General features: G+C 69.0%; 17 protein-coding genes and 1 pseudogene. 13 read left to right on the plus strand and 5 right to left on the minus strand.

Features of this window, described 5'->3' with window-relative positions:
* Positions 1 to 28: 28 nt before the first annotated feature.
* Entirely contained in the window at positions 29 to 817 is a 789-nt protein-coding gene (locus tag G5C51_RS13425) for an MIP family channel protein (protein ID WP_165236818.1), read from the minus strand.
* Positions 818 to 989: 172 nt separating this feature from the next.
* A complete protein-coding gene (locus tag G5C51_RS13430) occupies positions 990 to 1,763 on the minus strand; it encodes an IclR family transcriptional regulator (protein ID WP_165236820.1) in 774 nt (257 codons plus the stop codon).
* A 220-nt stretch (positions 1,764 to 1,983) separates the two neighbouring features.
* Between G5C51_RS13430 and metH the strand changes: the two genes are divergently transcribed.
* The 4 genes from metH (at position 1,984) to G5C51_RS13450 (ending at position 9,977) form a co-directional block, all read left to right on the plus strand.
* Entirely contained in the window at positions 1,984 to 5,523 is a 3,540-nt protein-coding gene (gene metH / locus G5C51_RS13435) for a methionine synthase (protein ID WP_165236822.1), read from the plus strand.
* Between the two features lie 128 nt (positions 5,524 to 5,651).
* Entirely contained in the window at positions 5,652 to 6,359 is a 708-nt protein-coding gene (locus G5C51_RS13440; protein ID WP_165236824.1) for an HAD family hydrolase, read from the plus strand.
* Positions 6,360 to 6,697: 338 nt separating this feature from the next.
* Positions 6,698 to 8,308: an ABC transporter substrate-binding protein gene (locus tag G5C51_RS13445; protein ID WP_206313783.1), complete on the plus strand. Its 1,611-nt coding sequence runs from the start codon at positions 6,698 to 6,700 to the stop codon at positions 8,306 to 8,308.
* Positions 8,309 to 8,363: 55 nt separating this feature from the next.
* The gene (locus tag G5C51_RS13450) at positions 8,364 to 9,977 is read left to right on the plus strand and encodes an ABC transporter substrate-binding protein (protein WP_165236826.1); all 1,614 of its coding nucleotides are present in this window, start codon (positions 8,364 to 8,366) and stop codon (positions 9,975 to 9,977) included.
* A gap of 18 nt (positions 9,978 to 9,995) precedes the next feature.
* Here G5C51_RS13450 and G5C51_RS13455 read toward each other — a convergent pair whose 3' ends face one another.
* Together G5C51_RS13455 and G5C51_RS13460 are read right to left on the minus strand one after the other, a co-directional pair.
* A complete protein-coding gene (locus tag G5C51_RS13455; protein WP_165236828.1) occupies positions 9,996 to 10,667 on the minus strand; it encodes a response regulator in 672 nt (223 codons plus the stop codon).
* A gap of 18 nt (positions 10,668 to 10,685) precedes the next feature.
* Positions 10,686 to 11,597: a RecB family exonuclease gene (locus G5C51_RS13460; protein ID WP_165236830.1), complete on the minus strand. Its 912-nt coding sequence runs from the start codon at positions 11,595 to 11,597 to the stop codon at positions 10,686 to 10,688.
* Between the two features lie 170 nt (positions 11,598 to 11,767).
* Between G5C51_RS13460 and G5C51_RS13465 the strand changes: the two genes are divergently transcribed.
* The 9 genes and pseudogenes from G5C51_RS13465 to prcA all read left to right on the plus strand — a co-directional run bounded on the left by G5C51_RS13465 (position 11,768) and on the right by prcA (position 20,572).
* On the plus strand, positions 11,768 to 12,889 hold the full coding sequence (locus G5C51_RS13465; RefSeq protein WP_206313784.1) for a site-2 protease family protein: 1,122 nt from the start codon (positions 11,768 to 11,770) through the stop codon (positions 12,887 to 12,889).
* A gap of 42 nt (positions 12,890 to 12,931) precedes the next feature.
* Positions 12,932 to 13,825, plus strand: a complete 894-nt coding sequence (locus tag G5C51_RS13470; protein WP_165236834.1) for a tRNA (adenine-N1)-methyltransferase — start codon at positions 12,932 to 12,934, stop codon at positions 13,823 to 13,825.
* Between the two features lie 143 nt (positions 13,826 to 13,968).
* Positions 13,969 to 14,547: a hypothetical protein gene (locus G5C51_RS13475; RefSeq protein ID WP_165236836.1), complete on the plus strand. Its 579-nt coding sequence runs from the start codon at positions 13,969 to 13,971 to the stop codon at positions 14,545 to 14,547.
* Positions 14,548 to 14,818: 271 nt separating this feature from the next.
* Positions 14,819 to 16,582 carry a proteasome ATPase gene (arc, locus tag G5C51_RS13480; RefSeq protein ID WP_165236838.1) on the plus strand — a complete coding sequence of 588 codons (1,764 nt, stop codon included), beginning with the start codon at positions 14,819 to 14,821 and terminating at the stop codon, positions 16,580 to 16,582.
* A 258-nt stretch (positions 16,583 to 16,840) separates the two neighbouring features.
* Positions 16,841 to 18,352 carry a depupylase/deamidase Dop gene (gene dop, locus G5C51_RS13485; protein WP_338118125.1) on the plus strand — a complete coding sequence of 504 codons (1,512 nt, stop codon included), beginning with the start codon at positions 16,841 to 16,843 and terminating at the stop codon, positions 18,350 to 18,352.
* Between the two features lie 147 nt (positions 18,353 to 18,499).
* On the plus strand, positions 18,500 to 18,715 hold the full coding sequence (locus tag G5C51_RS13490) for a ubiquitin-like protein Pup (protein ID WP_165236840.1): 216 nt from the start codon (positions 18,500 to 18,502) through the stop codon (positions 18,713 to 18,715).
* A gap of 59 nt (positions 18,716 to 18,774) precedes the next feature.
* Positions 18,775 to 18,917, plus strand: a pseudogene (locus G5C51_RS43005) (endonuclease VII domain-containing protein); the annotation flags it as partial.
* Positions 18,869 to 19,714 carry a proteasome subunit beta gene (prcB, locus tag G5C51_RS13495; protein ID WP_165236842.1) on the plus strand — a complete coding sequence of 282 codons (846 nt, stop codon included), beginning with the start codon at positions 18,869 to 18,871 and terminating at the stop codon, positions 19,712 to 19,714. The pseudogene G5C51_RS43005 and the gene prcB, both read left to right, overlap by 49 nt.
* 66 nt (positions 19,715 to 19,780) lie before the next feature.
* Positions 19,781 to 20,572, plus strand: a complete 792-nt coding sequence (gene prcA, locus G5C51_RS13500) for a proteasome subunit alpha (RefSeq protein WP_165236844.1) — start codon at positions 19,781 to 19,783, stop codon at positions 20,570 to 20,572.
* 79 nt (positions 20,573 to 20,651) lie between these two features.
* On the opposite strand, the gene G5C51_RS13505 is transcribed toward prcA, so the two are convergent.
* The coding region (locus tag G5C51_RS13505; RefSeq protein WP_165236846.1) for a LacI family DNA-binding transcriptional regulator at positions 20,652 to 21,360 on the minus strand (709 nt) is incomplete at its 5' end.

Raw genomic sequence — 21,360 nt, forward strand, 5'->3', positions numbered from 1 at the left:
GTCGGTTGCTTGACGTATCTGCGATCGGTCAGGCGAAGGCGAGCTGGTAGATGCCGCCCGCGATCGCGCCGCCGATCAGCGGACCCGCGACCGGGATCCAGGCGTACGACCAGTCCGAGCCGCCCTTGTTCGGCAGCGGCAGCAGCGCGTGCACGATGCGCGGGCCGAGGTCGCGGACCGGGTTGATGGCGTAACCGGTCGGGCCGCCGAGCGAGAGGCCGATGGAGACCACGACGAAGGCGGTGATCAGGGCGCCGATGACGCCGAGGCCCTTGCCGTTGTCGCTCAGGCCCTGGGTGAGGATCGCGAGCACCAGGACGATGGTGGCGATGATCTCGGTGGCCAGGTTCTGCCAGGTGTTACGGATCTCCGGACCCGTGGAGAAGACGCCGAGCACCGGGCCCGCGCCCTTCTCCTGGGCCTCGACGGCCTTGAGGTCCTGGGCGCCCGGGCCGCCGACGACCTCGCGGTCGGTGAGGTGGGCGAGGAACTGGCCGTAGTAGGCGATCCAGACCAGGACCGCGCCGATCATGGCGCCGAGGATCTGGCCGAGGAAGTAGAGCGGGACGTCGCTCCAGTCGTCGTCCTTGATGGCGATGCCGACGGTGACCGCCGGGTTCAGGTGCGCGCCGGAGACCGGGCCGGAGATGTACGCGGCGGTCATGACCGCGAAACCCCAGCCGAGCGCGATGGCGACCCAGCCCGCTTCAAAGGCCTTGGACTTTTTGAACGTAACCGCGGCACACACGCCGCCGCCGAGGAGGATCAGCACGGCAGTGCCGATCACCTCGCCGATGAAGATGTCGGAGCTGGACACCCGCGACTCCTTTGTCTGTCAGATCCAGATGAGTGATATCCGGTCCGCGGACGTCCATCCTACGACTAATGTCGTCAGGTGTTCGACAATGCCGACCGTCGAACGGCAGTTTTCCCCGCTGTAACCGGTGCGTCAAGAGGTGTGTGAGAGGTAACTCACTCGTGAAGATCCACTAGAACCGGTCGGCGCCGAGATCGCGAGCAACGGCACGCGCACAGTCCCGTACGGCGGCCACCAGATCGGCCCTGAGCTCGGCGTTACCGGCGTCCGAACACACCCGCTCCACCGCCCCGGTGAGCGCGACGGCCCCCACCGGCATCCGCCGGCGGTCATGGATCGGCGCCGCGATCGACGCCACCCCGTCCCAGGTCTCCTCGACATCGCCGGCCCAGCCGCGGGCCCGGGTCAGATCGAGCTCCTTCTCGAATTCCGCGGCGTCGGTCAGCGTGCGCGATGTCAGCTGCTCCATGCCGGCGTCGAGCGCCTCGGAGTGCGCCACCGGGTCGTACGCGGAGAGCACCTTGCCGAGCGCCGTGGAGTGCAGCGGCCGCATCGCGCCTATCTCCAGCACCTGCCGGCTGTCATCGGGGCGGAAGACGTGGTGCACGATCAGCACGCCCTGCTGGTGCAGCACCCCGAGGAAGACCGCCTCGCCGCTGGAGCGGGCCAGATCGTCGGTCCAGGGCAGCGCGCGGGCGCGCAGCTCGTGCACGTCGAGGTAGCTGTTGCCGAGGCGGAGCAGCTCGGCGCCGAGCTGATAGCGCCCGGAGACCGGCTCCTGCTCCACGAAGCCCTCCTGCTGCAGCGTGCGCAGCAGGCCGTGGGCGGTGCCCTTGGCGAGGTCGAGCGCGGAGGCGATCTCGGACAGGCCGAGTCGCCGCTCGCCCCCCGCGAGCAGACGCAGCACCGCAGCCGCCCGCTCGAGCGACTGGATGGAACGTGCCATCGGTGGAAGCCTCCCGTCACGGATGGCGGATGCGGATGATCATGCAAGGACAGTCATACCGGTCGGCAATGCCAAACACTAGCGGGCATTGCCGCCCGTGGCTCGCCCGGGCGGAAAACCGGCGCGCTCCCTGTGACAGGGGCCGAGTAGGCTGGCCCGCGTGCGCCGCCCCATGCGGCCGCGCATAGCCGACAGCCGTCGCACTCCAGGGAGACTCTCCATGGCTTCGCAGCCGACCGTGCCCACCTCCAGCCCCAGCGCCGCCGCCGCCCAGCAGGCCCGCGCCAACGCCCTCCGCGAGGCTCTGGCCTCCCGGGTCGTCGTCGCCGACGGCGCGATGGGCACGATGCTCCAGGCGCAGGACCCCACCATGGAGGACTTCCAGCAGCTGGAGGGGTGCAACGAGGTCCTGAACGCCACCCGCCCCGACATCGTCCGCTCGGTGCACGAGGAGTACTTCGCCGCCGGCGTCGACTGCGTCGGCACCAACACCTTCGGCGCCAACTACGCCGCCCTCGCCGAGTACGACATCGAGGACCGCATCTTCGAGCTGTCGGAATCCGGCGTGCGGATCGCCCGCGAAGCCGCCGACGGCTTTACGGCCAAGGACGGCCGGCTGCGCTGGGTGCTCGGCTCGATGGGCCCCGGCACCAAGCTGCCGACCCTGGGCCACGCCCCGTACACCACCCTCAGGGACGCCTACCAGCAGAACGCCGAGGGCATGATCGCCGGCGGCACCGACGCGCTGCTGGTGGAGACCACCCAGGACCTGCTGCAGACCAAGGCCGCCGTGCTCGGCGCCCGGCGCGCGCTCGACGCCACCGGCGCCGACCTGCCGCTGATCGTCTCCGTCACCGTGGAGACCACCGGCACGATGCTGCTCGGCTCCGAGATCGGCGCCGCGCTCACCGCGCTGGAGCCGCTGGGTATCGACCTGATCGGCATGAACTGCGCCACCGGGCCTGCCGAGATGAGCGAGCACCTGCGCTATCTCGCCCGGCACTCCCGTATTCCGCTGACCTGCATGCCCAACGCCGGTCTCCCGGTGCTCGGCAAGAACGGCGCGCACTACCCGCTGACCGCGCCGGAGCTGGCCGACGCGCACGAGTCGTTCGTCAACGAGTACGGGCTGTCGCTGATCGGCGGCTGCTGCGGTACGACGCCTGAGCACCTGCGCCAGGTCGTCGAGCGGGTCCGCGACCTGACCCCGGCGGAGCGCGAGCCGCGCCCCGAGCCCGGCGCCGCCTCGCTCTACCAGACCGTCCCGTTCCGACAGGACACGTCGTATCTGGCGATCGGGGAGCGGACGAACGCCAACGGGTCGAAGAAGTTCCGCGAGGCCATGCTGGAGGGCCGCTGGGACGACTGTGTGGAGATGGCCCGCGACCAGATCCGCGAGGGCGCGCACATGCTCGACCTGTGTGTGGACTACGTGGGCCGGGACGGCGTCGCCGACATGCAGGAGCTGGCCGGGCGCTTCGCCACCGCCTCCACGCTGCCGATCGTGCTGGACTCCACCGAGGTCCCCGTGATCCAGGCCGGCCTGGAGAAGCTCGGCGGTCGCGCGGTAATCAACTCCGTGAATTACGAGGACGGCGACGGCCCCGAGTCGCGGTTCGCCAAGGTCACCCGCCTCGCCCAGGAGCACGGCGCCGCGCTGATCGCGCTGACCATCGACGAGGAGGGCCAGGCCCGTACGGTCGAGAACAAGGTCGCCATCGCCGAGCGGCTGATCGAGGATCTGACCGGGAACTGGGGCATCCAGGAATCCGACATCCTCATCGACTGCCTGACCTTCACGATCTGCACCGGTCAGGAGGAGTCCCGTAAGGACGGGATCGCGACGATCGAGGCGATCCGGGAGCTGAAGCGCCGGCGCCCGGACGTGCAGACGACGCTGGGGCTGTCGAATATCTCCTTCGGGCTGAATCCGGCCGCGCGGATCGTGCTCAACTCCGTCTTCCTGGATGAGTGCGTGAAGGCGGGCCTGGACTCGGCGATCGTGCACGCGTCGAAGATCCTGCCGATCGCGCGGCTGGAGGAGGAGCAGGTCAAGGCTGCGCTCGACCTCGTCTACGACCGTCGCGCGGAGGGCTACGACCCGCTGCAGAAGCTGATGGAGCTGTTCGAGGGCGCCACCGCCAAGTCGCTGCGTGCGTCGAAGGCCGAGGAGCTGGCCGAACTGCCGCTGGACGAGCGGCTGCAGCGCAGGATCATCGACGGCGAGAAGAACGGCCTGGAGGCCGACCTCGACGAGGCGCTCGCCGAGCGCCCGGCGCTCGACATCGTCAACGACACGCTGCTGGCCGGCATGAAGGTGGTCGGCGAGCTCTTCGGCTCCGGGCAGATGCAGCTGCCGTTCGTGCTGCAGTCCGCCGAGGTGATGAAGACCGCGGTCGCCTACCTCGAGCCGCACATGGAGAAGGTCGAGGGCGACGAGGGCAAGGGCACCATCGTGCTCGCCACCGTGCGCGGCGATGTGCACGACATCGGCAAGAACCTCGTCGACATCATCCTGTCCAACAACGGCTACAACGTCGTCAACCTCGGCATCAAGCAGCCGGTTTCGGCGATCCTGGACGCCGCCGCGGAGCACCGGGCCGATGTGATCGGCATGTCCGGGCTGCTGGTGAAGTCCACGGTGATCATGAAGGAGAACCTGGAGGAGCTCAACCAGCGCAAGCTGGCCGCCGACTTCCCGGTCATCCTCGGCGGTGCCGCGCTGACCCGCGCGTACGTGGAGCAGGACCTGCACGAGGTCTACGAGGGCGAGGTCCGCTACGCCCGCGACGCCTTCGAGGGCCTGCGCCTGATGGACGCCCTGATCGCCGTCAAGCGCGGCGTGCCGGGCGCTTCGCTGCCCGAGCTCAAGCAGCGCCGGGTGCCGAAGCGGGACACCGCCGCCGTGCTGCAGGTCAGCGAGGACGAGGGCCCGGTCCGCTCGGACGTCGCCGTCGACAACCCCGTTCCCACGCCGCCGTTCTGGGGCACCCGGGTCTCCAAGGGCATCCAGCTCAAGGAGTACGCCTCGTGGCTGGACGAGGGCGCCCTGTTCAAGGGCCAGTGGGGGCTGAAGGAGAGCCGCAAGGGCGACGGCCCCTCGTACCAGGAGCTGGTCGAGACCGAGGGCCGGCCGCGGCTGCGCGCCCTGCTGGACGAGCTGCACACCAAGAACCTGCTCGAGGCCGGCGTCGTGCACGGCTACTTCCCCTGCGTCTCCAAGGGCGAGGACCTGATCGTGCTGCACGAGGACGGCTCGGAGCGCACCCGCTTCACCTTCCCGCGCCAGCGCCGCGGCCGCCGGCTGTGCCTCGCGGACTTCTTCCGGCCGGAGGAGTCGGGCGAGGTGGACGTCGTCGGCTTCCAGGTCGTCACCGTCGGCTCGCGGATCGGCGAGGAGACCGCGAAGCTCTTCGAGTCCGACTCCTACCGTGACTACCTGGAGCTGCACGGCCTGTCCGTCCAGCTCGCCGAGGCCCTCGCCGAGTACTGGCACGCGCGGGTCCGCGCCGAGCTCGGCTACGCGGGGGAGGACCCGGAGGAGATGGCGGGCATGTTCGACCTGAAGTACCGCGGCGCCCGCTTCTCCCTCGGCTACGGCGCCTGCCCCGACCTCGAGGACCGCGCCAAGATCGCGGCGCTGCTGGAGCCGGAGCGGATCGGCGTGAAGCTCTCGGAGGAGTTCCAGCTGCACCCGGAGCAGTCCACGGACGCGATCGTCATCCACCACCCGGAAGCGAAGTACTTCAACGCCCGCTGAGGCCTTGGAACGGTCCGCGAAAAAACTCACACCGCGCAATCCGGACACTCGGCTTACACTGGTCCGTCCGGAACAGGCCGGTCGCCCCGCGGCGACCGGCCTTCGCGCCCCTTGTGGGAGGTGTACGGATGACAAGCAGCATCCCGGCCGTCGACCCCCGTTCGGCGGCAGGCGCAGGACTTGAAGCTGTCCTGCTGGACATGGACGGCACCCTCGTCGACACCGAGGGCTTCTGGTGGGACGCCGAGTCCGAGGTCTTCGCCGACCTCGGTCACGTGCTCGGCGACGAGCACCGCGAGGTCGTCGTCGGCGGCCCCATGTCGCGCAGCGCCACGTACCTCATCGAGGCCACCGGCGCCGACATCACCCTGCCCGAGCTGACCGTCCTGCTCAACGACCGCTTCGAGGCCCGCATCACCCGCGGCGTCGAGCTGATGCCCGGCGCCCGCCGGCTGCTGAAGGAGCTCACCGCGCACGGCATCCCCACCGCGCTGGTCTCCGCCTCGCACCGCCGCATCATCGACCGGATGCTGCACTCGCTCGGCGCCGAGCACTTCCGCCTCACCGTCGCCGGTGACGACGCCGGGCTGACCCGTACGAAGCCGCACCCCGACCCGTATCTGATGGCCGCCGCCGGGCTCGGCGTGGACCCGGCCCGGTGCGCCGTGGTCGAGGACACCGCCACCGGCGTCGCGGCCGCCGAGGCCGCCGGCTGCCGGGTGGTGGCGGTGCCGTCCGTGGTGCCGATCGAGCCGGCCGCCGGCCGCCGCATCGTGGGTTCCCTCGAAGAAGTCGATCTGCCTTTTCTGCGCTCCGTGATCACGCACATGCACTGAGAATTCATCGGCACCACAGGCATCGCTTCAACAATTCGTCGGAAGCCTCCGGATGGCCGAATTCCGGCCCCAGAGGCGGCTGTTGACAAAGTGAGCTTTGTCACTTGCGGAGAGGTCGACAGCCGTGGTCGGCTATGGTCCTGCGCCGCATGCGAGGGTGCTGGGGCCTGCCATGTGTCCCGTTTGGTCACCATCCGCGAGGATGATTCCCCGGACGGGATTTCGCAGCGCTATCGCGTGTATTCGGGGAGTGATTTCCTCCAAGTTCACTGCGGCGTATTGCGCCTTCAGGGGCGCACTAAGGTCTGCGGGGAACTTGATGAGGGAGAAAGTCGACGATGATCCGTAAGACGCTGGTGGTGCCCGCTGCCCTGATCGGACTTCTTGCCCCGGTGCTCGCCGCCTGCGGCGACGACAGCGGCTCCGACAGCGAAGGCGAAGCCATCCGCGTCGGCACCACCGACGGCCTGATGGTGTCGAAGGACAACCCCGCGCCGCTCGACCCGGTGGCCGCGTACGACATCAACACGTGGAACGTGCTGCAGAGCACCTTCCAGACGCTGATGCGGATGCCCCGCACCGGCACGGAGCCGGAGCCGGACGCGGCGAAGAGCTGCGAGTTCACCGACCGGCAGGGCGAGCAGTACCGCTGCGACCTGCGCTCCGGGATGAAGTTCTCCAACGGGCACGAGCTCACCTCCCAGGACGTGAAGTTCTCCTTCGACCGGATGCTCGGCATCCGGTACGAGAACGGCCCGTACTCGCTCCTCACCAACGTCGACAAGGTCGAGACCCCCGACGACAAGTCGGTCGTCTTCCACCTGAAGTCCCCGGACGCCACCTTCCCGTCGAAGCTCGCCACCCCCGCGGCCGCGATCGTCGACCAGGAGGTGTACCCGGCCAAGGGCTTCTACAAGGGCCTGAAGATCGTCGGATCCGGCCCGTACGCCCTGGATGTGCAGACCAAGGGCGGCAAGGCCGTGAAGTCGGTCTACTCCCGTAACAAGCACTACAAGGGCGCCCTGCAGGTCCAGAACGACCAGGTCGAGGTCAGCTACTACAAGACCGGCGTCGCGATGGAGAAGGCGCTCAAGGGCGACCGCATCGACCTGATGAGCCGCAGCCTGAACCCCTCCCAGGTCACCCGGCTGCGGGTGCGCGCCCCGAAGGACATCAAGTTCGTCGAGCAGGGCGGCCAGGAGATCCGCTACCTCACCTTCAACACCGACGACCCCTCGGTGAAGAACAAGGCGGTCCGCCGCGCCATGGCGCAGGTCATCGACCGCGACCAGCTCACCCGCGAGGTCTACCAGCGCACCGCCGAGTCGCTCTACTCCCTCATCCCGCGCGGCATGGGCGGACACAGCACCGCCTTCTACGACGTCTACGGCGACCCGGACCCGAAGAAGGCCGGCGACATCCTCCGCGGCGCCGGCATCGACAAGCCCGTCAAGGTCACCCTGAGCTACACCACCGACCACTACGGCACGGTGACCAAGCAGGAGTTCGAGCTGCTGCAGAAGCAGCTCAACGACTCGGGGCTGTTCGACGCCAAGGTCAAGGGCGTGCCGTGGGAGCAGTACAACCCGGCGTCCAAGCGCGGCGACTACGCCGTCTACGGCATGGGCTGGTTCCCCGACTTCGCCGACCCGGACAACTACTCCGCGCCGTTCTTCGGCAAGGACAACTTCATGGGCAAGGGCAGCCCGTACCGGAACTCCACCATCGACGGGCTGATCACCAAGACCCGCAAGCAGGTCCAGCGGGAGCGCACCACCAAGGACTTCGAGAAGGTCCAGGAAATCATGGCCGCCGACGTGCCGATCCTGCCGCTGTGGCAGGGCAAGCAGTATGTCGCCGCCCGCGACAACATCACGGGCGTCGAATGGGCACTGAACGCGTCGTCGACGCTGCAGATGTGGGAACTCCGCCGCGGCATCGGTGAGTGACGCCGGCCCCGACCGGGCCGGTAGCAACAGGACAACACGCAAGGGAAACACGTACGTGATCAATCGTTTGCCGCGTCTGGCCGCCCCGGCCGGCGTGACACTCGCGATAGCCCTGCTCGCCACCGGCTGCGGCTCCGACTCCGGTGAGGCCGCCGGCAGCGGCGACGAGGTCGTCATGGGGATGACCGACGAGGTCACCGCCATCGACCCGGCCTCCGGCTATGACGTGGGCTCCTGGCTGGTGTTCAACAACGTCTTCCAGTCGCTGCTCAGCTTCCCCAACGGCGGCACCGAGCCGGAGCCCGAGGCCGCCCAGTCCTGCAACTTCGAGGGCACCGGCAGCAAGGTCTTCACCTGCAAGCTCAGGGACGGCCTGAAGTTCTCCAACGGCAACAAGCTGACCTCGAAGGACGTCAAGTACTCCTTCGACCGCACCGTGCGGATCGCGGACGAGGGCGGCCCCGCGTCGGCCATGCTCGCCTCCATCGGCACGGTGGAGACGCCGGACGCCAAGACCGTCACCTTCAAGCTGAAGTACGCCGACGCCACCTTCCCCATGAAGATCGCGTCCGGCGCCGGCTCGATCGTCGACCACACCGAATACCCGGCCGACAAGCTCCGCAAGGACGGCAAGGCGGTCGGCTCCGGCGTCTACAAGCTCGACAAGTACGGCAAGAACGAGGCCGTCTTCTCGGTCAACCCGGACTACAAGGGCACGGCCGAGGCCCGTAACTCCGGCATGACGCTGAAGCTCTTCCACGGCGACACCGGCAAGCTCAAGTCCGCCCTGGAGAGCGGCGACGTCGACCTCGCCTACCGCGGTCTGGCCATGAAGGACATCGCCGACCTGCAGGCCAAGCAGCTCGGCGGCGACGAGGGCGCCCAGAAGATCAACGTCGTCGAGGGCACCGGCGCCGAGGTCCAGCACCTGGTCTTCAACATGGACGACCCGGTCGGCGGCGACGCGTCCGTCCGCAAGGCGATGGCGTACCTCATCGACCGCAGCGCCCTGGTCCGCGACGTATACGAGCGCACGGCCGAGCCGCTCTACTCGATCGTCCCGGCGGGCATCGCGGGCCACAACACCGCCTTCTACGACACGTACGGCGGCCGCCCCGACGTCGCCAAGGCCCGGCAGGCGCTGCGCGGCGGCGGGCACAGCGGCAAGGTCAAGGTCACCCTGTACGCGCCGCCGGAGCGCTTCGGGCCCGGCACCGTGCCGTCGTTCAAGAAGATCGCCAAGCAGCTCAACGCCAGCGGCCTCTTCGACGCCGACATGAAGTCCGTGCCGCTGGAGCAGTGGGACAAGTCCGTGAAGGACGGCAAGTTCGGCGTGTACGTGCGCGGCTGGGTGCCGGACTACCCGGATCCGGACAACTTCACCTCGCCGTTCTTCGGCAAGGACAACGTCCTGGGCAACAACTACGACCCGGGCGAGATCACCGACAGCCTGATCCCGGAGACCGCGGCCCAGCCCGACCGCGGCAGCACCGTCGGCGACTTCGGCAAGGTCCAGGACAAGGTGGCCGCCGACGTGCCGGTCATCCCGCTGTGGCAGGGCAAGCAGTACGCGGTGGCCAAGGAGAACATCCTCGGCCTGGAGAACACCATCGACGCCTCGACCGTCTTCCGCTTCTGGGAGATCGAGAAGGGCGAGGACGACGAGTAGGCGCGGAGCGCCCGGACGCTACTGAGCGCCCGGGCGCACCAGCCCGCTTTCGTACGCATACACCGCCGCCTGCACCCGGTCGCGCAGGCCCAGCTTGGTCAGCACATGGCCGACATGCGTCTTCACCGTCGTCTCGCTGACGAACAGATCCGCCGCGATCTCCGCATTCGACAGGCCGCGCGCCACCAGCTTCAGCACCTCGACCTCGCGCTCGGTGAGGGTGTGCAGCGTGTCCGGGACCTGCTCCTCGCCGGAGGGCAGCTTCCCCGCGTACTTGTCGAGCAGCCGCCGCGTGATCGACGGCGCCAGCATCGCCTCGCCGGCCGCCACCACCCGGATGGCCTGCACCAGCTCCGCCGCCGGCGCGTCCTTCAGCAGGAAGCCACTGGCGCCCGCGCGCAGCGCCTCGACCACATACTCGTCCAGGTCGAAGGTGGTCAGCACCAGCACCTTCGCCGGGCCGTCCTTCGCCGGGCCGGTGATCTGCCGGGTCGCCTCCACGCCGTCCATCCGCGGCATCCGGATGTCCATCAGCACCACATCAGGCTGCAGCGCCCGCACCTGGTCGAGCGCCTGCAGCCCGTCGCCGGCCTCGCCCACGACGGCGATGTCCTGCTCGGCTTCGAGGATCATGCGGAAACCGGTGCGCAGCAGCGGCTGGTCGTCGACGAGCAGTACGCGAATGGCCACGAGAAGCTCCTTATTGCCTTAAGTCCCGCCCATTCTGCCCTGGCCATCCCCGCCGTCCTCGGCCGGGCGCGGCTGCGGCACCTGAGCACCGGGATACGGCGGCGGCGTGCCCCCGTACTCCGGGCAGAACTCCTGGAAGTCGCACCAGTCGCACAGCTTGGACTTCCGCGGCCGCCACTCACCGGCCGCCATGGCCTGCTCGATCGCCTTCCACAGCGCGAGCACCTTGCGCTCCACGCCGAGCAGATCGCGTTCATCCGGGTCGTACGTCAGCACATCGCCGCTGCCCAGATAGACCAGCTGCAGCCGCCGCGGCACCACGCCCTTCAGCCGCCACAGCACCAGTGCGTAGAACTTCATCTGGAACAGCGCACCCGACGCGTACTGCTCCGGCGGGGCCTTGCCCGTCTTGTAGTCGACGACGCGGATCTCGCCCGTCGGCGCCACGTCGATCCGGTCGATCACCCCGCGCAGCCGCAGCCCCGACTCCAGCTCCGTCTCCACCCACAGCTCGCGCTCGGCCGGCTCGAGCCGCGCCGGGTCCTCCAGCGTGAACCACCGCTCGACCAGCGCCTCGGCCTCGGCCAGCCACGCCGCCATCTGCTCGGCCTCGCCGGCACCGGCGAACAGCTCCTTCAGCTCCGGCTTGGCGGCCAGCATCCGCTCCCACTCGGGCCGCACCAGACCTCGCGCCCGCGGCGCCGTCCGCTCGTCCGCCGGGGCATCGAAGAGCCGCTCCAGCACGGAGTGCACCAGCGTCCCCTTGGTGGCGGCCGGGCGCGGCTTCTCCGGCAGCCGGTCGATCACGCGGAAGCGATACAGCAGCGGACACGTCATGAAATCGCTCGCCCGGGAGGGCGACAGCGACGGCGCGGCCGGGTCCGGCGCGGGACGTTCCGGGTGATCCTCGGTGCCGGTGCGGGTACTCATGGTGTACGACCCTACGGCCCGCCACCGACAGCCGCGGCATACCATCGACGGCAGGTGCCGGACCGCGGGTCGGCGCCGTACGGGGCTTGCTGCTTGAACAGCACGAGGGGAGACCAGTGGCCGAGGACCGCAAGGAGAGCCGCCCGGCAGAGCGCGGGGGCGGTATCCTCATGGGACGGCCCTTCGGGGTGCCGGTCTACGTGGCGCCCAGCTGGTTCCTCGTGGCGGCCCTCATCACCTGGGTCTTCGGCGGCCAGCTGGAGCGCGTGCTGCCGGGCATCGGCGGCGAGCGCTACCTCGTCGCGCTGTTCTTCGCGGTCGCCTTCTACGCCTCCGTGCTGGTGCACGAACTCGCCCACACCATCGTCGCGCTGCACTACAAGCTCCCGGTCCGCCGCATCCAGCTGCAGTTCTTCGGTGGCGTATCGGAGATCGAGAAGGAATCCGAGACCCCGGGCCGCGAGTTCTGGCTCGCCTTCGCCGGGCCGCTGCTCTCTCTGGTCCTCTCCGGTGTCTTCTACGGCGCCCTGCAACTGGTCGAGCCGCGCACCATCCCGGCCGTGCTGCTCGCGGGCCTGATGGTCTCCAACCTGATCGTCGCCGTCTTCAACCTGCTGCCGGGCCTGCCCCTGGACGGCGGGCGGATGCTCCGCGCCGTCATCTGGAAGGTCAGCGGCAAGCCGATGACCGGCACCGTCGCCGCCGCCTGGGTCGGCCGCGCGCTCGCCCTCGCCGTACTGGTCGGCCTGCCGATGCTCACCCGCTCCCGCGGTGGCGACGACATCTCCAGCGCCGACTCCATCATGGACGCGCTCCTGGGCGCGATCCTGGCCGCGATCATCTGGACCGGCGCCGGCAACAGCCTCCGCATGGCCCGCCTCCGCGAACGCCTCCCCGACCTCCGCGCCCGCGTCCTCACCCGCCGCGCCGCCCCGGTCACCTCCGACACGCCGCTGTCCGAGGCCCTGCGCCGCGCGAACGACGCCGGCGCCCGGGCCCTCGTCGTCGTCGACGGCCAGGGCACCCCGACCGGCGTCGTCCGCGAGGCTGCGATCGCCGAGATCCCCGCGCACCGCCGCCCCTGGGTGGCCGTCTCCGGCCTCACCCAGGACCTCAAGGACGGCATGCGGGTCTCGGCGGAGCTGACCGGCGAGGAACTCCTGGAACACATGCGCGCATCGCCCGCGACGGAATACCTGGTGGTGGAGGAGACGGGCGAGATCTACGGGGTGCTGTCGACCGCCGACGTGGAGAAGGCCTTCGTCCAGGCAATGGCGCGGCAGCCGCAGTAGCCCGTGGCGTCCGGCCCGTCCCCAGGCCTGTACGCTGGGACTATGTCCGAACCGACCGGTGCCGCCCGCCGACGTGGGCTCTTCCAGGTCGGGGACCAGGTGCAGCTGACCGACCCCAAGGGCCGCCACTACACGTTCACGCTCGAGGCCGGGAAGGCCTTTCACACCCACAAGGGTTCCTTCCCCCATGACGAGCTGATCGGCGCCCCCGAGGGCACCGTCGTGCGCACCACCGGGAACGTCGCCTATCTCGCGCTGCGCCCCCTGCTCCCCGACTACGTCCTGTCCATGCCCCGCGGCGCTGCCGTTGTCTATCCCAAGGACGCCGGGCAGATCCTCGCCTTCGCCGACATCTTCGCCGGCGCCCGCGTCGTCGAGGCCGGCGTCGGCTCCGGATCGCTGTCGATGTTCCTGCTGCGCGCCATCGGCGACCAGGGCATGCTGCACAGCTACGAGCGCCGCGAGGACTTCGCGAAAATCGCGAAGGAGAACGTGGAGCGCTACTTCGGCGCCCCGCACCCCGCCTGGCAGCTCACCGTCGGCGATCTCCAGGACAATCTCAGCGACACCGAGGTCGACCGCGTCATCCTCGACATGCTCGCCCCCTGGGAGTGCATCGACGCGGTCTCGAAGGCGCTCGTCCCCGGCGGCCTGCTGTGCGCGTACGTCGCCACCACCACGCAGCTCGCCCGCACCGTGGAGACGATCCGCGAATACGGCTCCTTCAACGAGCCCGCGGCGTGGGAGACGATGGTCCGCAACTGGCACATCGAAGGCCTCGCGGTCCGCCCCGACCACCGCATGATCGGGCACACCGGCTTCCTGCTCACCGCCCGCCGCCTCGCGGACGGCGTCGAGCCGCCGATGCGCCGCCGCCGCCCCGCCCCGGGCGCGTACGGCGAGGACTACAGCGGTCCCAACAGCGGTAGAGGGTAACGGGGTCCGAGGGCGAAGCCCCCGGATTTCTTCTCCCGGCGCCACAGCGGAGCTGAACGGGTGGCGGTCCTTCCTTGGGCCGCCCCGTTCTGGCAACATGCTGGCCACCCCCACGGCCGCAGCTATCCCAGGAGACCCTCCGCGTGCAGCACCTGGAAGGCGCAGAACTCCCGCACACCCGCTTCCGCCCGGCCCACTGGATCGCGACCGCCGCTGCCCTGGCGGCCGTCGTCGCCGGCTCCGCGCTGATCCAGCCCGACGATGCCGGCGCCACCCAGGCCGCCGACGGCAAGCAACTACGCGGGCCCGACCCGAGTACCGCCTTCTACCCCGGATTGCGCTGCGGCGGCGAGCACCGCCCCCAGGTCCAGGCCCAGGGCTCCGCCGACCTCGACCACGACGGCCGGCCCGAGACCGCCGCCGTGGTCCGCTGCCCCGCCGGCATCGGCACGCCGCCCAGCGGCGCGTACATCCTCGGCGAGCCGGCCGCGAAGGACGCGCCGCCGCGCGTGCTCGCCACACTGGTCGATCCCAAGGACGGCATGACCGTGAGTCACTTCTCGGTCCGTGATGGTGAGATTTCGGCCACAATCCTCGGCTACTCCTCGAAGGACGTGCCGCGCTGCTGTCCCGATCAGCAGGCCAAGGTCAAGTGGGACTGGAACAACGGCAAGTTCGTCCGCCACGTCCTGCCCGCGCCAGGTGATACGGCCTCCGTCTGAGACCCGTGGAGGGCCGCCGCGGCGCCGATCCGGCAGCTCGGCAAGCCCTCGGCGCGCCCGCTCCGAATCACGCCAGGAAGGGCACCGACCCGCCCGGCAACACATCCGTTCGCTTTCCGATGTTGCTGAGTGGGTATTCCCGTAGCGTGAGGACGTGCGCAAGGGTGATGATCAGAAACACCCCGACGTCTTTTTGATCTAGGGGTTTCAACTGGGACGTCTCCAGGTAGGGTCAGGAAGCGTCCAGCTCCCCTTGGAGGAGGTGAGGACCGTGGCAGCCCACGACGACGACATCAACCGCGGCAACCGGAGCGGCCGGGGCGAGGACCCGACCGGTCAGATTGCCTACCTCGAGCAGGAGATCGCCGTCCTGCGACGCAAGCTCGCCGACTCTCCGCGTCACACGAGAATTCTCGAAGAGCGGATCGTCGAGTTGCAGACCAATCTGGCCGGAGTCTCCGCCCAGAACGAACGGCTTGCGAACACCCTCCGCGAGGCCCGCGACCAAATCGTGGCCCTCAAGGAAGAGGTCGACCGGCTAGCGCAGCCGCCGGCCGGCTTCGGGGTGTTCCTCCAGGCCAACGAGGATGGCACCGCCGACATCTTCACCGGAGGCCGGAAGCTCCGCGTGAACGTCAGCCCCAGCGTGGAACTCGACGAACTCCGGCGCGGACAAGAGCTCATGCTCAATGAAGCGCTGAACGTTGTCGAGGCCATGGAGTTCGAGAAGTCCGGGGACATCGTCACCCTCAAGGAGATCCTTGAGGACGGCGAGCGCGCCCTGGTGGTCGGGCACACCGACGAGGAGCGGGTGGTGCGGCTCGCAGAGCCGCTGCTGGACATCACCATCCGCCCCGGCGACGCCCTGCTGCTCGACTCCCGCTCCGGCTACGTTTACGAAATCATTCCCAAGAGCGAGGTCGAAGAGCTGGTCCTCGAAGAGGTCCCGGACATCGACTACACAAAGATCGGCGGCCTCGGCGGCCAGATCGAGATGATCCGCGACGCCGTCGAGCTCCCGTATCTCTACCCCGATCTCTTCAAGGAGCACGAACTGCGGCCGCCCAAGGGCGTGCTGCTGTACGGGCCCCCCGGCTGCGGCAAGACCCTCATCGCCAAGGCCGTCGCCAACTCGCTGGCCAAGAAGGTCGCCGAGGTGACCGGACAGCCCGCGGGGAAGAGCTTCTTCCTCAACATCAAGGGTCCCGAGCTGCTGAACAAGTACGTCGGTGAGACCGAGCGGCACATCCGCCTGGTCTTCCAGCGTGCCCGGGAGAAGGCGAGCGAGGGCACCCCCGTCATCGTCTTCTTCGACGAGATGGACTCCCTCTTCCGCACCCGCGGCTCCGGAGTCAGCTCGGACGTGGAGAACACCATCGTCCCGCAGCTGCTCTCCGAGATCGACGGTGTGGAGGGCCTGGAGAACGTCATCGTCATCGGCGCCTCGAACCGCGAGGACATGATCGACCCGGCGATCCTCCGCCCGGGCCGGCTGGACGTGAAGATCAAGATCGAGCGTCCGGACGCCGAGGCGGCCAAGGACATCTTCTCCAAGTACCTCAAGAAGACCCTGCCGCTGCATGCCGACGATGTCGCCGAGCACGGCGACAACAGGGAAGCGGCCGTGGCCGGCATGATCCAGTCGGTCGTCGAGCAGATGTACGCCGAGTCCGAGGAGAACCGCTTCCTCGAGGTCACGTACGCCAACGGCGACAAGGAAGTCCTGTACTTCAAGGACTTCAACTCCGGCGCAATGATCGAGAACATCGTCGGCCGCGCCAAGAAGATGGCCATCAAAGCCTTCCTCGAGCACAACCAGAAGGGTCTGCGCGTCTCCCACCTGCTCGCCGCTTGCATCGACGAGTTCAAGGAGAACGAGGACCTCCCCAACACCACCAACCCCGACGACTGGGCCCGTATCTCCGGCAAGAAGGGCGAGCGGATCGTCTACATCCGCACGCTCGTCACCGGAAAACAGGGCGCCGACACCGGCCGGTCCATCGACACGGTGGCCAACACCGGCCAGTATCTGTAATCCCCGCCGTCCGGCTGCGGACCCCCTGTGCGGGGGGCTCCGCAGCCGGACGCTGCATAACGGGGGTAACCGCTACTGGACACCGTCATGGACCGGCACCGAAAGCCATACCAAAGCAATGACCGTAATGATCTCCCCACCGCCGCAAAGGCGTTCTAGGCTCTTCGGTACCGGTGCGCGAACCGCCAACGTGCCGGACACGCAGCGGTACTTGAGCACCGTCCCGGGCAGAGGGCGGTGCCGGGCAAGGAGGGCCGCATGACCGTACGGCGAGTAATGGGCATCGAGACCGAGTACGGAATCTCCGTCCCGGGCCATCCGAACGCCAATGCCATGCTCACCTCGTCCCAGGTCGTCAACGCCTATGCGGCGGCGATGCACCGGGCGCGCCGCGCCCGCTGGGACTTCGAGGAGGAGAACCCGCTGCGGGACGCCCGCGGCTTCGACCTCGCCAGGGAGGCGGCGGACTCCAGCCAGCTCACGGACGAGGACATCGGCCTGGCGAATGTGATCCTCACCAATGGCGCGCGGCTGTACGTCGACCACGCCCACCCCGAGTACAGCTCACCCGAAGTCACCAACCCCCGCGACGCCGTCCTGTGGGACAAGGCCGGCGAGCGCATCATGGCCGAGGCGGCGGAGCGGGCCGCCAACCTGCCCGGCGCCCAGCCGATCCACCTCTACAAGAACAACACCGACAACAAGGGCGCGTCCTACGGCACGCACGAGAACTATCTGATGAAGCGGGAGACCCCCTTCTCGGACATCGTGCGACACCTGACGCCGTTCTTCGTCTCCCGCCAGGTCGTCACCGGCGCCGGCCGCGTCGGCATCGGCCAGGACGGCCACGAGCACGGCTTCCAGCTGAGCCAGCGGGCCGACTACTTCGAGGTCGAGGTGGGCCTCGAGACCACCCTCAAGCGTCCGATCATCAACACCCGGGACGAGCCGCACGCCGACGCGGAGAAGTACCGCAGGCTGCACGTCATCATCGGCGACGCGAACCTGTCGGAGATCTCGACGTACCTGAAGCTGGGGACTACTGCCCTGGTCCTGTCGATGATCGAGGACAACTTCATCGCCGTGGACCTGGCGGTGGACCAGCCCGTACGGACGCTGCACCGGGTCTCGCACGACCCGTCGCTCGAGCACCTGATCGAGCTGCGGAGCGGGCGGACGCTGACGGCCGTGCAGCTCCAGATGGAGTACTGCGAGCTGGCCAGGAAATACGTCGAGGACCGCTTCGGCGCGGACGCCGACGAGCAGACCAAGGACGTACTCAACCGCTGGGAGGACACCCTCAACCGGCTCGAGTCCGACCCGATGAGCCTGGCCGGCGAGCTGGACTGGGTCGCCAAGAAGAAGCTCCTCGAGGGCTACCGGCGCCGTGACAGCCTCGACTGGGACGCGGCGCGGCTGCACCTGGTGGACCTGCAGTACGCGGACGTACGGCCCGACAAGGGGCTCTACAACCGCCTGGTGGCGCGCGGCTCCATCAAGCGGATGCTCGAGGAGCCGGACGTGGAGCGCGCGAAGGGCGCGCCGCCCGAGGACACCCGGGCGTACTTCCGCGGCCGCTGCCTCGAGCAGTACGCGGACGACGTCGCCGCGGCCTCGTGGGATTCGGTCATCTTCGACCTGCCCGGCCGTGACTCTCTGCAACGGGTGCCTACGCTGGAGCCGCTGCGCGGGACCAGGAACCACGTCAAGGAGCTCCTGGACCGGTGCCGCACGGCCGAGGACCTGGTCCGGGTGCTTTCGGGCGGCTGAGCTGCGGCGAAGCAGGCCTGAAAAGGTGCCGGAACGGGAATCACAAGGGTGGTACTCGGACGTTGTAACAAGCGAGGGGCCTTTGTCGGACCCTCCTTGTAGGGTCTGATCTTGAGTACGTCGAACCGAGCGAGCGGGGTGAGGGAAATGGCGACTAAGGACACCGGCGGCGGCCAGCAGAAGGCGCAGCGCCCGACTGAGGAAGTCGAGGAGGCGCCGGAAGCGCAGGCCTCCGAGGATCTCAAGGAGCGGCAGGAAAAGCTGTCGGACGATGTCGATGACGTTCTGGACGAGATCGACGATGTTCTTGAGGCCAATGCCGAGGACTTCGTACGTTCGTTCGTTCAGAAGGGCGGGCAGTAATCCGCGGCTGCCACGGAGTTGTCCCCGCCGCCCCCGCATGGGGGCGGTCGGGGCACCCGCCGCAGATGCATGTGGATCACGACCACGGTCCGGGTAGGGTCCGTGGCGTACTGAGCTTCAGCCTCCGGGCTGCAACTACGTGGAAGGAAACGTGTGGAAGCCAACCCTCGTAGCACCGGGCGGCTGCCGGCTGCCTTCCTGACGCCGGGCTCGTCGTCCTTCATGGAGTTCCTCGGGGAGCACGCTCCCGAGCGGCTTCCCGGCAATCGCGAGCTGCCTCCGGTCAAGGGCAAGGTCGAGGCCCCGCACGGCACGACCATCGTCGCCGCCACCTTCCCCGGCGGCGTCGTGCTCGCCGGCGACCGCCGCGCCACCATGGGCAACATGATCGCCCAGCGGGACATCGAGAAGGTGTTCCCCGCCGACGAGTACTCCGCCATCGGCATCGCCGGCACCGCGGGCCTCGCCGTCGAGATGGTCAAGCTCTTCCAGCTGGAGCTGGAGCACTTCGAGAAGGTCGAGGGCACTGTCCTCTCCCTCGAGGGCAAGGCCAACCGCCTCACCACGATGATCCGCCAGAACCTCGGCATGGCCATGCAGGGCCTCGCCGTGGTGCCGGTCTTCGCCGGGTGGGACCTCACCCGCGAGCGCGGCCGGATCTTCACGTACGACGTCACCGGCGGCCGCTCGGAGGAGAAGGGCTTTGCCGCCGTGGGCTCCGGTTCCGTGTTCGCCCGGGGCTCGCTGAAGAAGCTGTACCGCGACGACCTCACCCAGGAGCAGGCCGCCACCGCCGTCGTCCAGGCGCTCTACGACGCCGCGGACGACGACTCCGCCACCGGCGGCCCCGACATGGCCCGCAAGATCTTCCCGATCGTCACCGTCATCACCGACGAGGGCTATCACCGGCTCACCGAGGCCGAGGTCACGGACATCGCCCGCTCCGTGGTGGACGGCCGGCTGGAGCTGCCGGACGGCCCGCGGGCCGAGGTCCTCTAGACGGACGATGGCGAAGGTCATTCGGTATTAGCAGCAGTCACCAGGACAGAAAGGGACGGATAGCCGGTGTCCACACCGTTCTATGTCTCACCGCAGCAGGCCATGGCGGACCGCGCCGAGTATGCCCGCAAGGGCATCGCGCGCGGCCGGAGCGTCGTGGTCCTGCAGTACGCCGACGGCATCCTTTTCGTGGCCGAGAATCCGTCCCGCGCGCTGCACAAGGTCAGCGAGATCTATGACCGGATCGCGTTCGCGGCGGTCGGCAAGTACAACGAGTTCGAGAACCTCCGTATCGGCGGCGTCCGTTACGCGGACCTGCGCGGCTATACCTATGACCGTGATGATGTCACCGCGCGCGGCCTCGCCAATGTCTACGCCCAGACCCTCGGCACCATCTTTTCCTCCGCCGCCGAGAAGCCTTATGAGGTCGAGCTGATCGTGGCGGAGGTGGGGGACGCCCCCGCCGATGACCAGATCTACCGGCTGACGCACGACGGTTCGATCGTCGACGAGCACGGCTCGGTGGCGGTCGGCGGCAATGCCGACCAGATCAGCAGCCATCTCGACCAGCGGCACCGGGACGAGATGACCCTCGCCGAGGCGCTGAAGCTGGCCGTCGAGGGCCTCGCCCGCGATGCCAACGGCTCGGACCGCACCCTCACCGCCGACCAGCTCGAGGTGGCGGTGCTGGACCGGACCCGGTCGCAGCAGCGGAAGTTCAAGCGGGTTCTTGGGCGGCAGCTTTCCCGGCTGCTGGAGGGTGAGCAGCCCGCGCCGGAGCCCACCTCTGACAAGTCCAGCGGCGGCGCGGCCACCGCGCCCGAGGAAGAGGACCTCGACCTGCCCGACGAGGATTAAGCCCTCAGTCATTTCCTTCGCTCGCTCATTCCGCCCCGGTCGGCCTTCCCGCCGCCGGGGCGGAGTCGTGCGCGGCCCCTCAGCGCCGCGGTGCGGCCGCCGTGGAGCCCCGTACGACGAGCGAGACCGGCACCGTCGTCCCGGGCGGCCGGTCGCCCTCCAGGACGGCACGCAGGGCGCGCATGCCCGCCGCGCCGACGGCCTCCGCGGGGAGCCGCACGGTGGTCAGCTCCGGCTCCACCGCCGTGGCGAGGGCCAGGTCGTCGAAGCCGGTGACCGACACGTCCTCGGGCACCCGCAGGCCCAGCCGCCGCACCGCCTTGCAGGCGCCCGCGGCGAGCACGTCGTCGTCGCACACCAGCGCCGTGGGCGCCCAGTCCCGCCCCTGCAGCGCGCGCTCGGCCGCCTCCCGGCCGCCGTCGACGCTGAGTTCTGCCGCCTCGGTGCGCACCATGGCGCCGTCCACGTGCCGCACCGCCTGCGACAGCGCCCGGGCGCGTACGGAGAAGGTCCAGGTCTCGACCGCCGCCGCGATGTGCGCGATACGGCGGTGGCCGCGGCGCAGCAGATGGGCCATCACCTGCTGCATGCCGTCGTCCAGGTCGAGGTTGACGGTGGCCGCGGCGGTGGGGTCGGCGGGATCGCTGTCGAGCATCACCAGGGGAAGGTCGCCGCCGCGGACGGTTTCCAGGGCGCTGGCGGCCATCGACGAGGCGATGATCCCGTCCAGCGCCGCCCGGCCCGGGTCGAAGGGGTCGGGGGCGGGCCCGGTGCTGTCTCTGATACAC

Source organism: Streptomyces coryli (assembly GCF_011044975.1).
Classification (GTDB): Bacteria; Actinomycetota; Actinomycetes; order Streptomycetales; family Streptomycetaceae; genus Streptomyces; species Streptomyces coryli.

What these genes read in the sequence shown, in the direction of transcription:
- G5C51_RS13490 (WP_165236840.1), top strand. Translation starts at nt 18,500, where the DNA reads ATGGCGACTAAGGACACCGGCGGCGGCCAGCAGAAGGCGCAGCGCCCG.
- metH (WP_165236822.1), top strand. Translation starts at nt 1,984, where the DNA reads ATGGCTTCGCAGCCGACCGTGCCCACCTCCAGCCCCAGCGCCGCCGCC.
- G5C51_RS13440 (WP_165236824.1), top strand. Translation starts at nt 5,652, where the DNA reads ATGACAAGCAGCATCCCGGCCGTCGACCCCCGTTCGGCGGCAGGCGCA.
- G5C51_RS13460 (WP_165236830.1), bottom strand. Translation starts at nt 11,597, where the DNA reads ATGAGTACCCGCACCGGCACCGAGGATCACCCGGAACGTCCCGCGCCG.
- G5C51_RS13465 (WP_206313784.1), top strand. Translation starts at nt 11,768, where the DNA reads ATGGGACGGCCCTTCGGGGTGCCGGTCTACGTGGCGCCCAGCTGGTTC.
- G5C51_RS13430 (WP_165236820.1), bottom strand. Translation starts at nt 1,763, where the DNA reads ATGGCACGTTCCATCCAGTCGCTCGAGCGGGCGGCTGCGGTGCTGCGT.
- dop (WP_338118125.1), top strand. Translation starts at nt 16,841, where the DNA reads ATGACCGTACGGCGAGTAATGGGCATCGAGACCGAGTACGGAATCTCC.
- G5C51_RS13470 (WP_165236834.1), top strand. Translation starts at nt 12,932, where the DNA reads ATGTCCGAACCGACCGGTGCCGCCCGCCGACGTGGGCTCTTCCAGGTC.
- G5C51_RS13445 (WP_206313783.1), top strand. Translation starts at nt 6,698, where the DNA reads ATGATCCGTAAGACGCTGGTGGTGCCCGCTGCCCTGATCGGACTTCTT.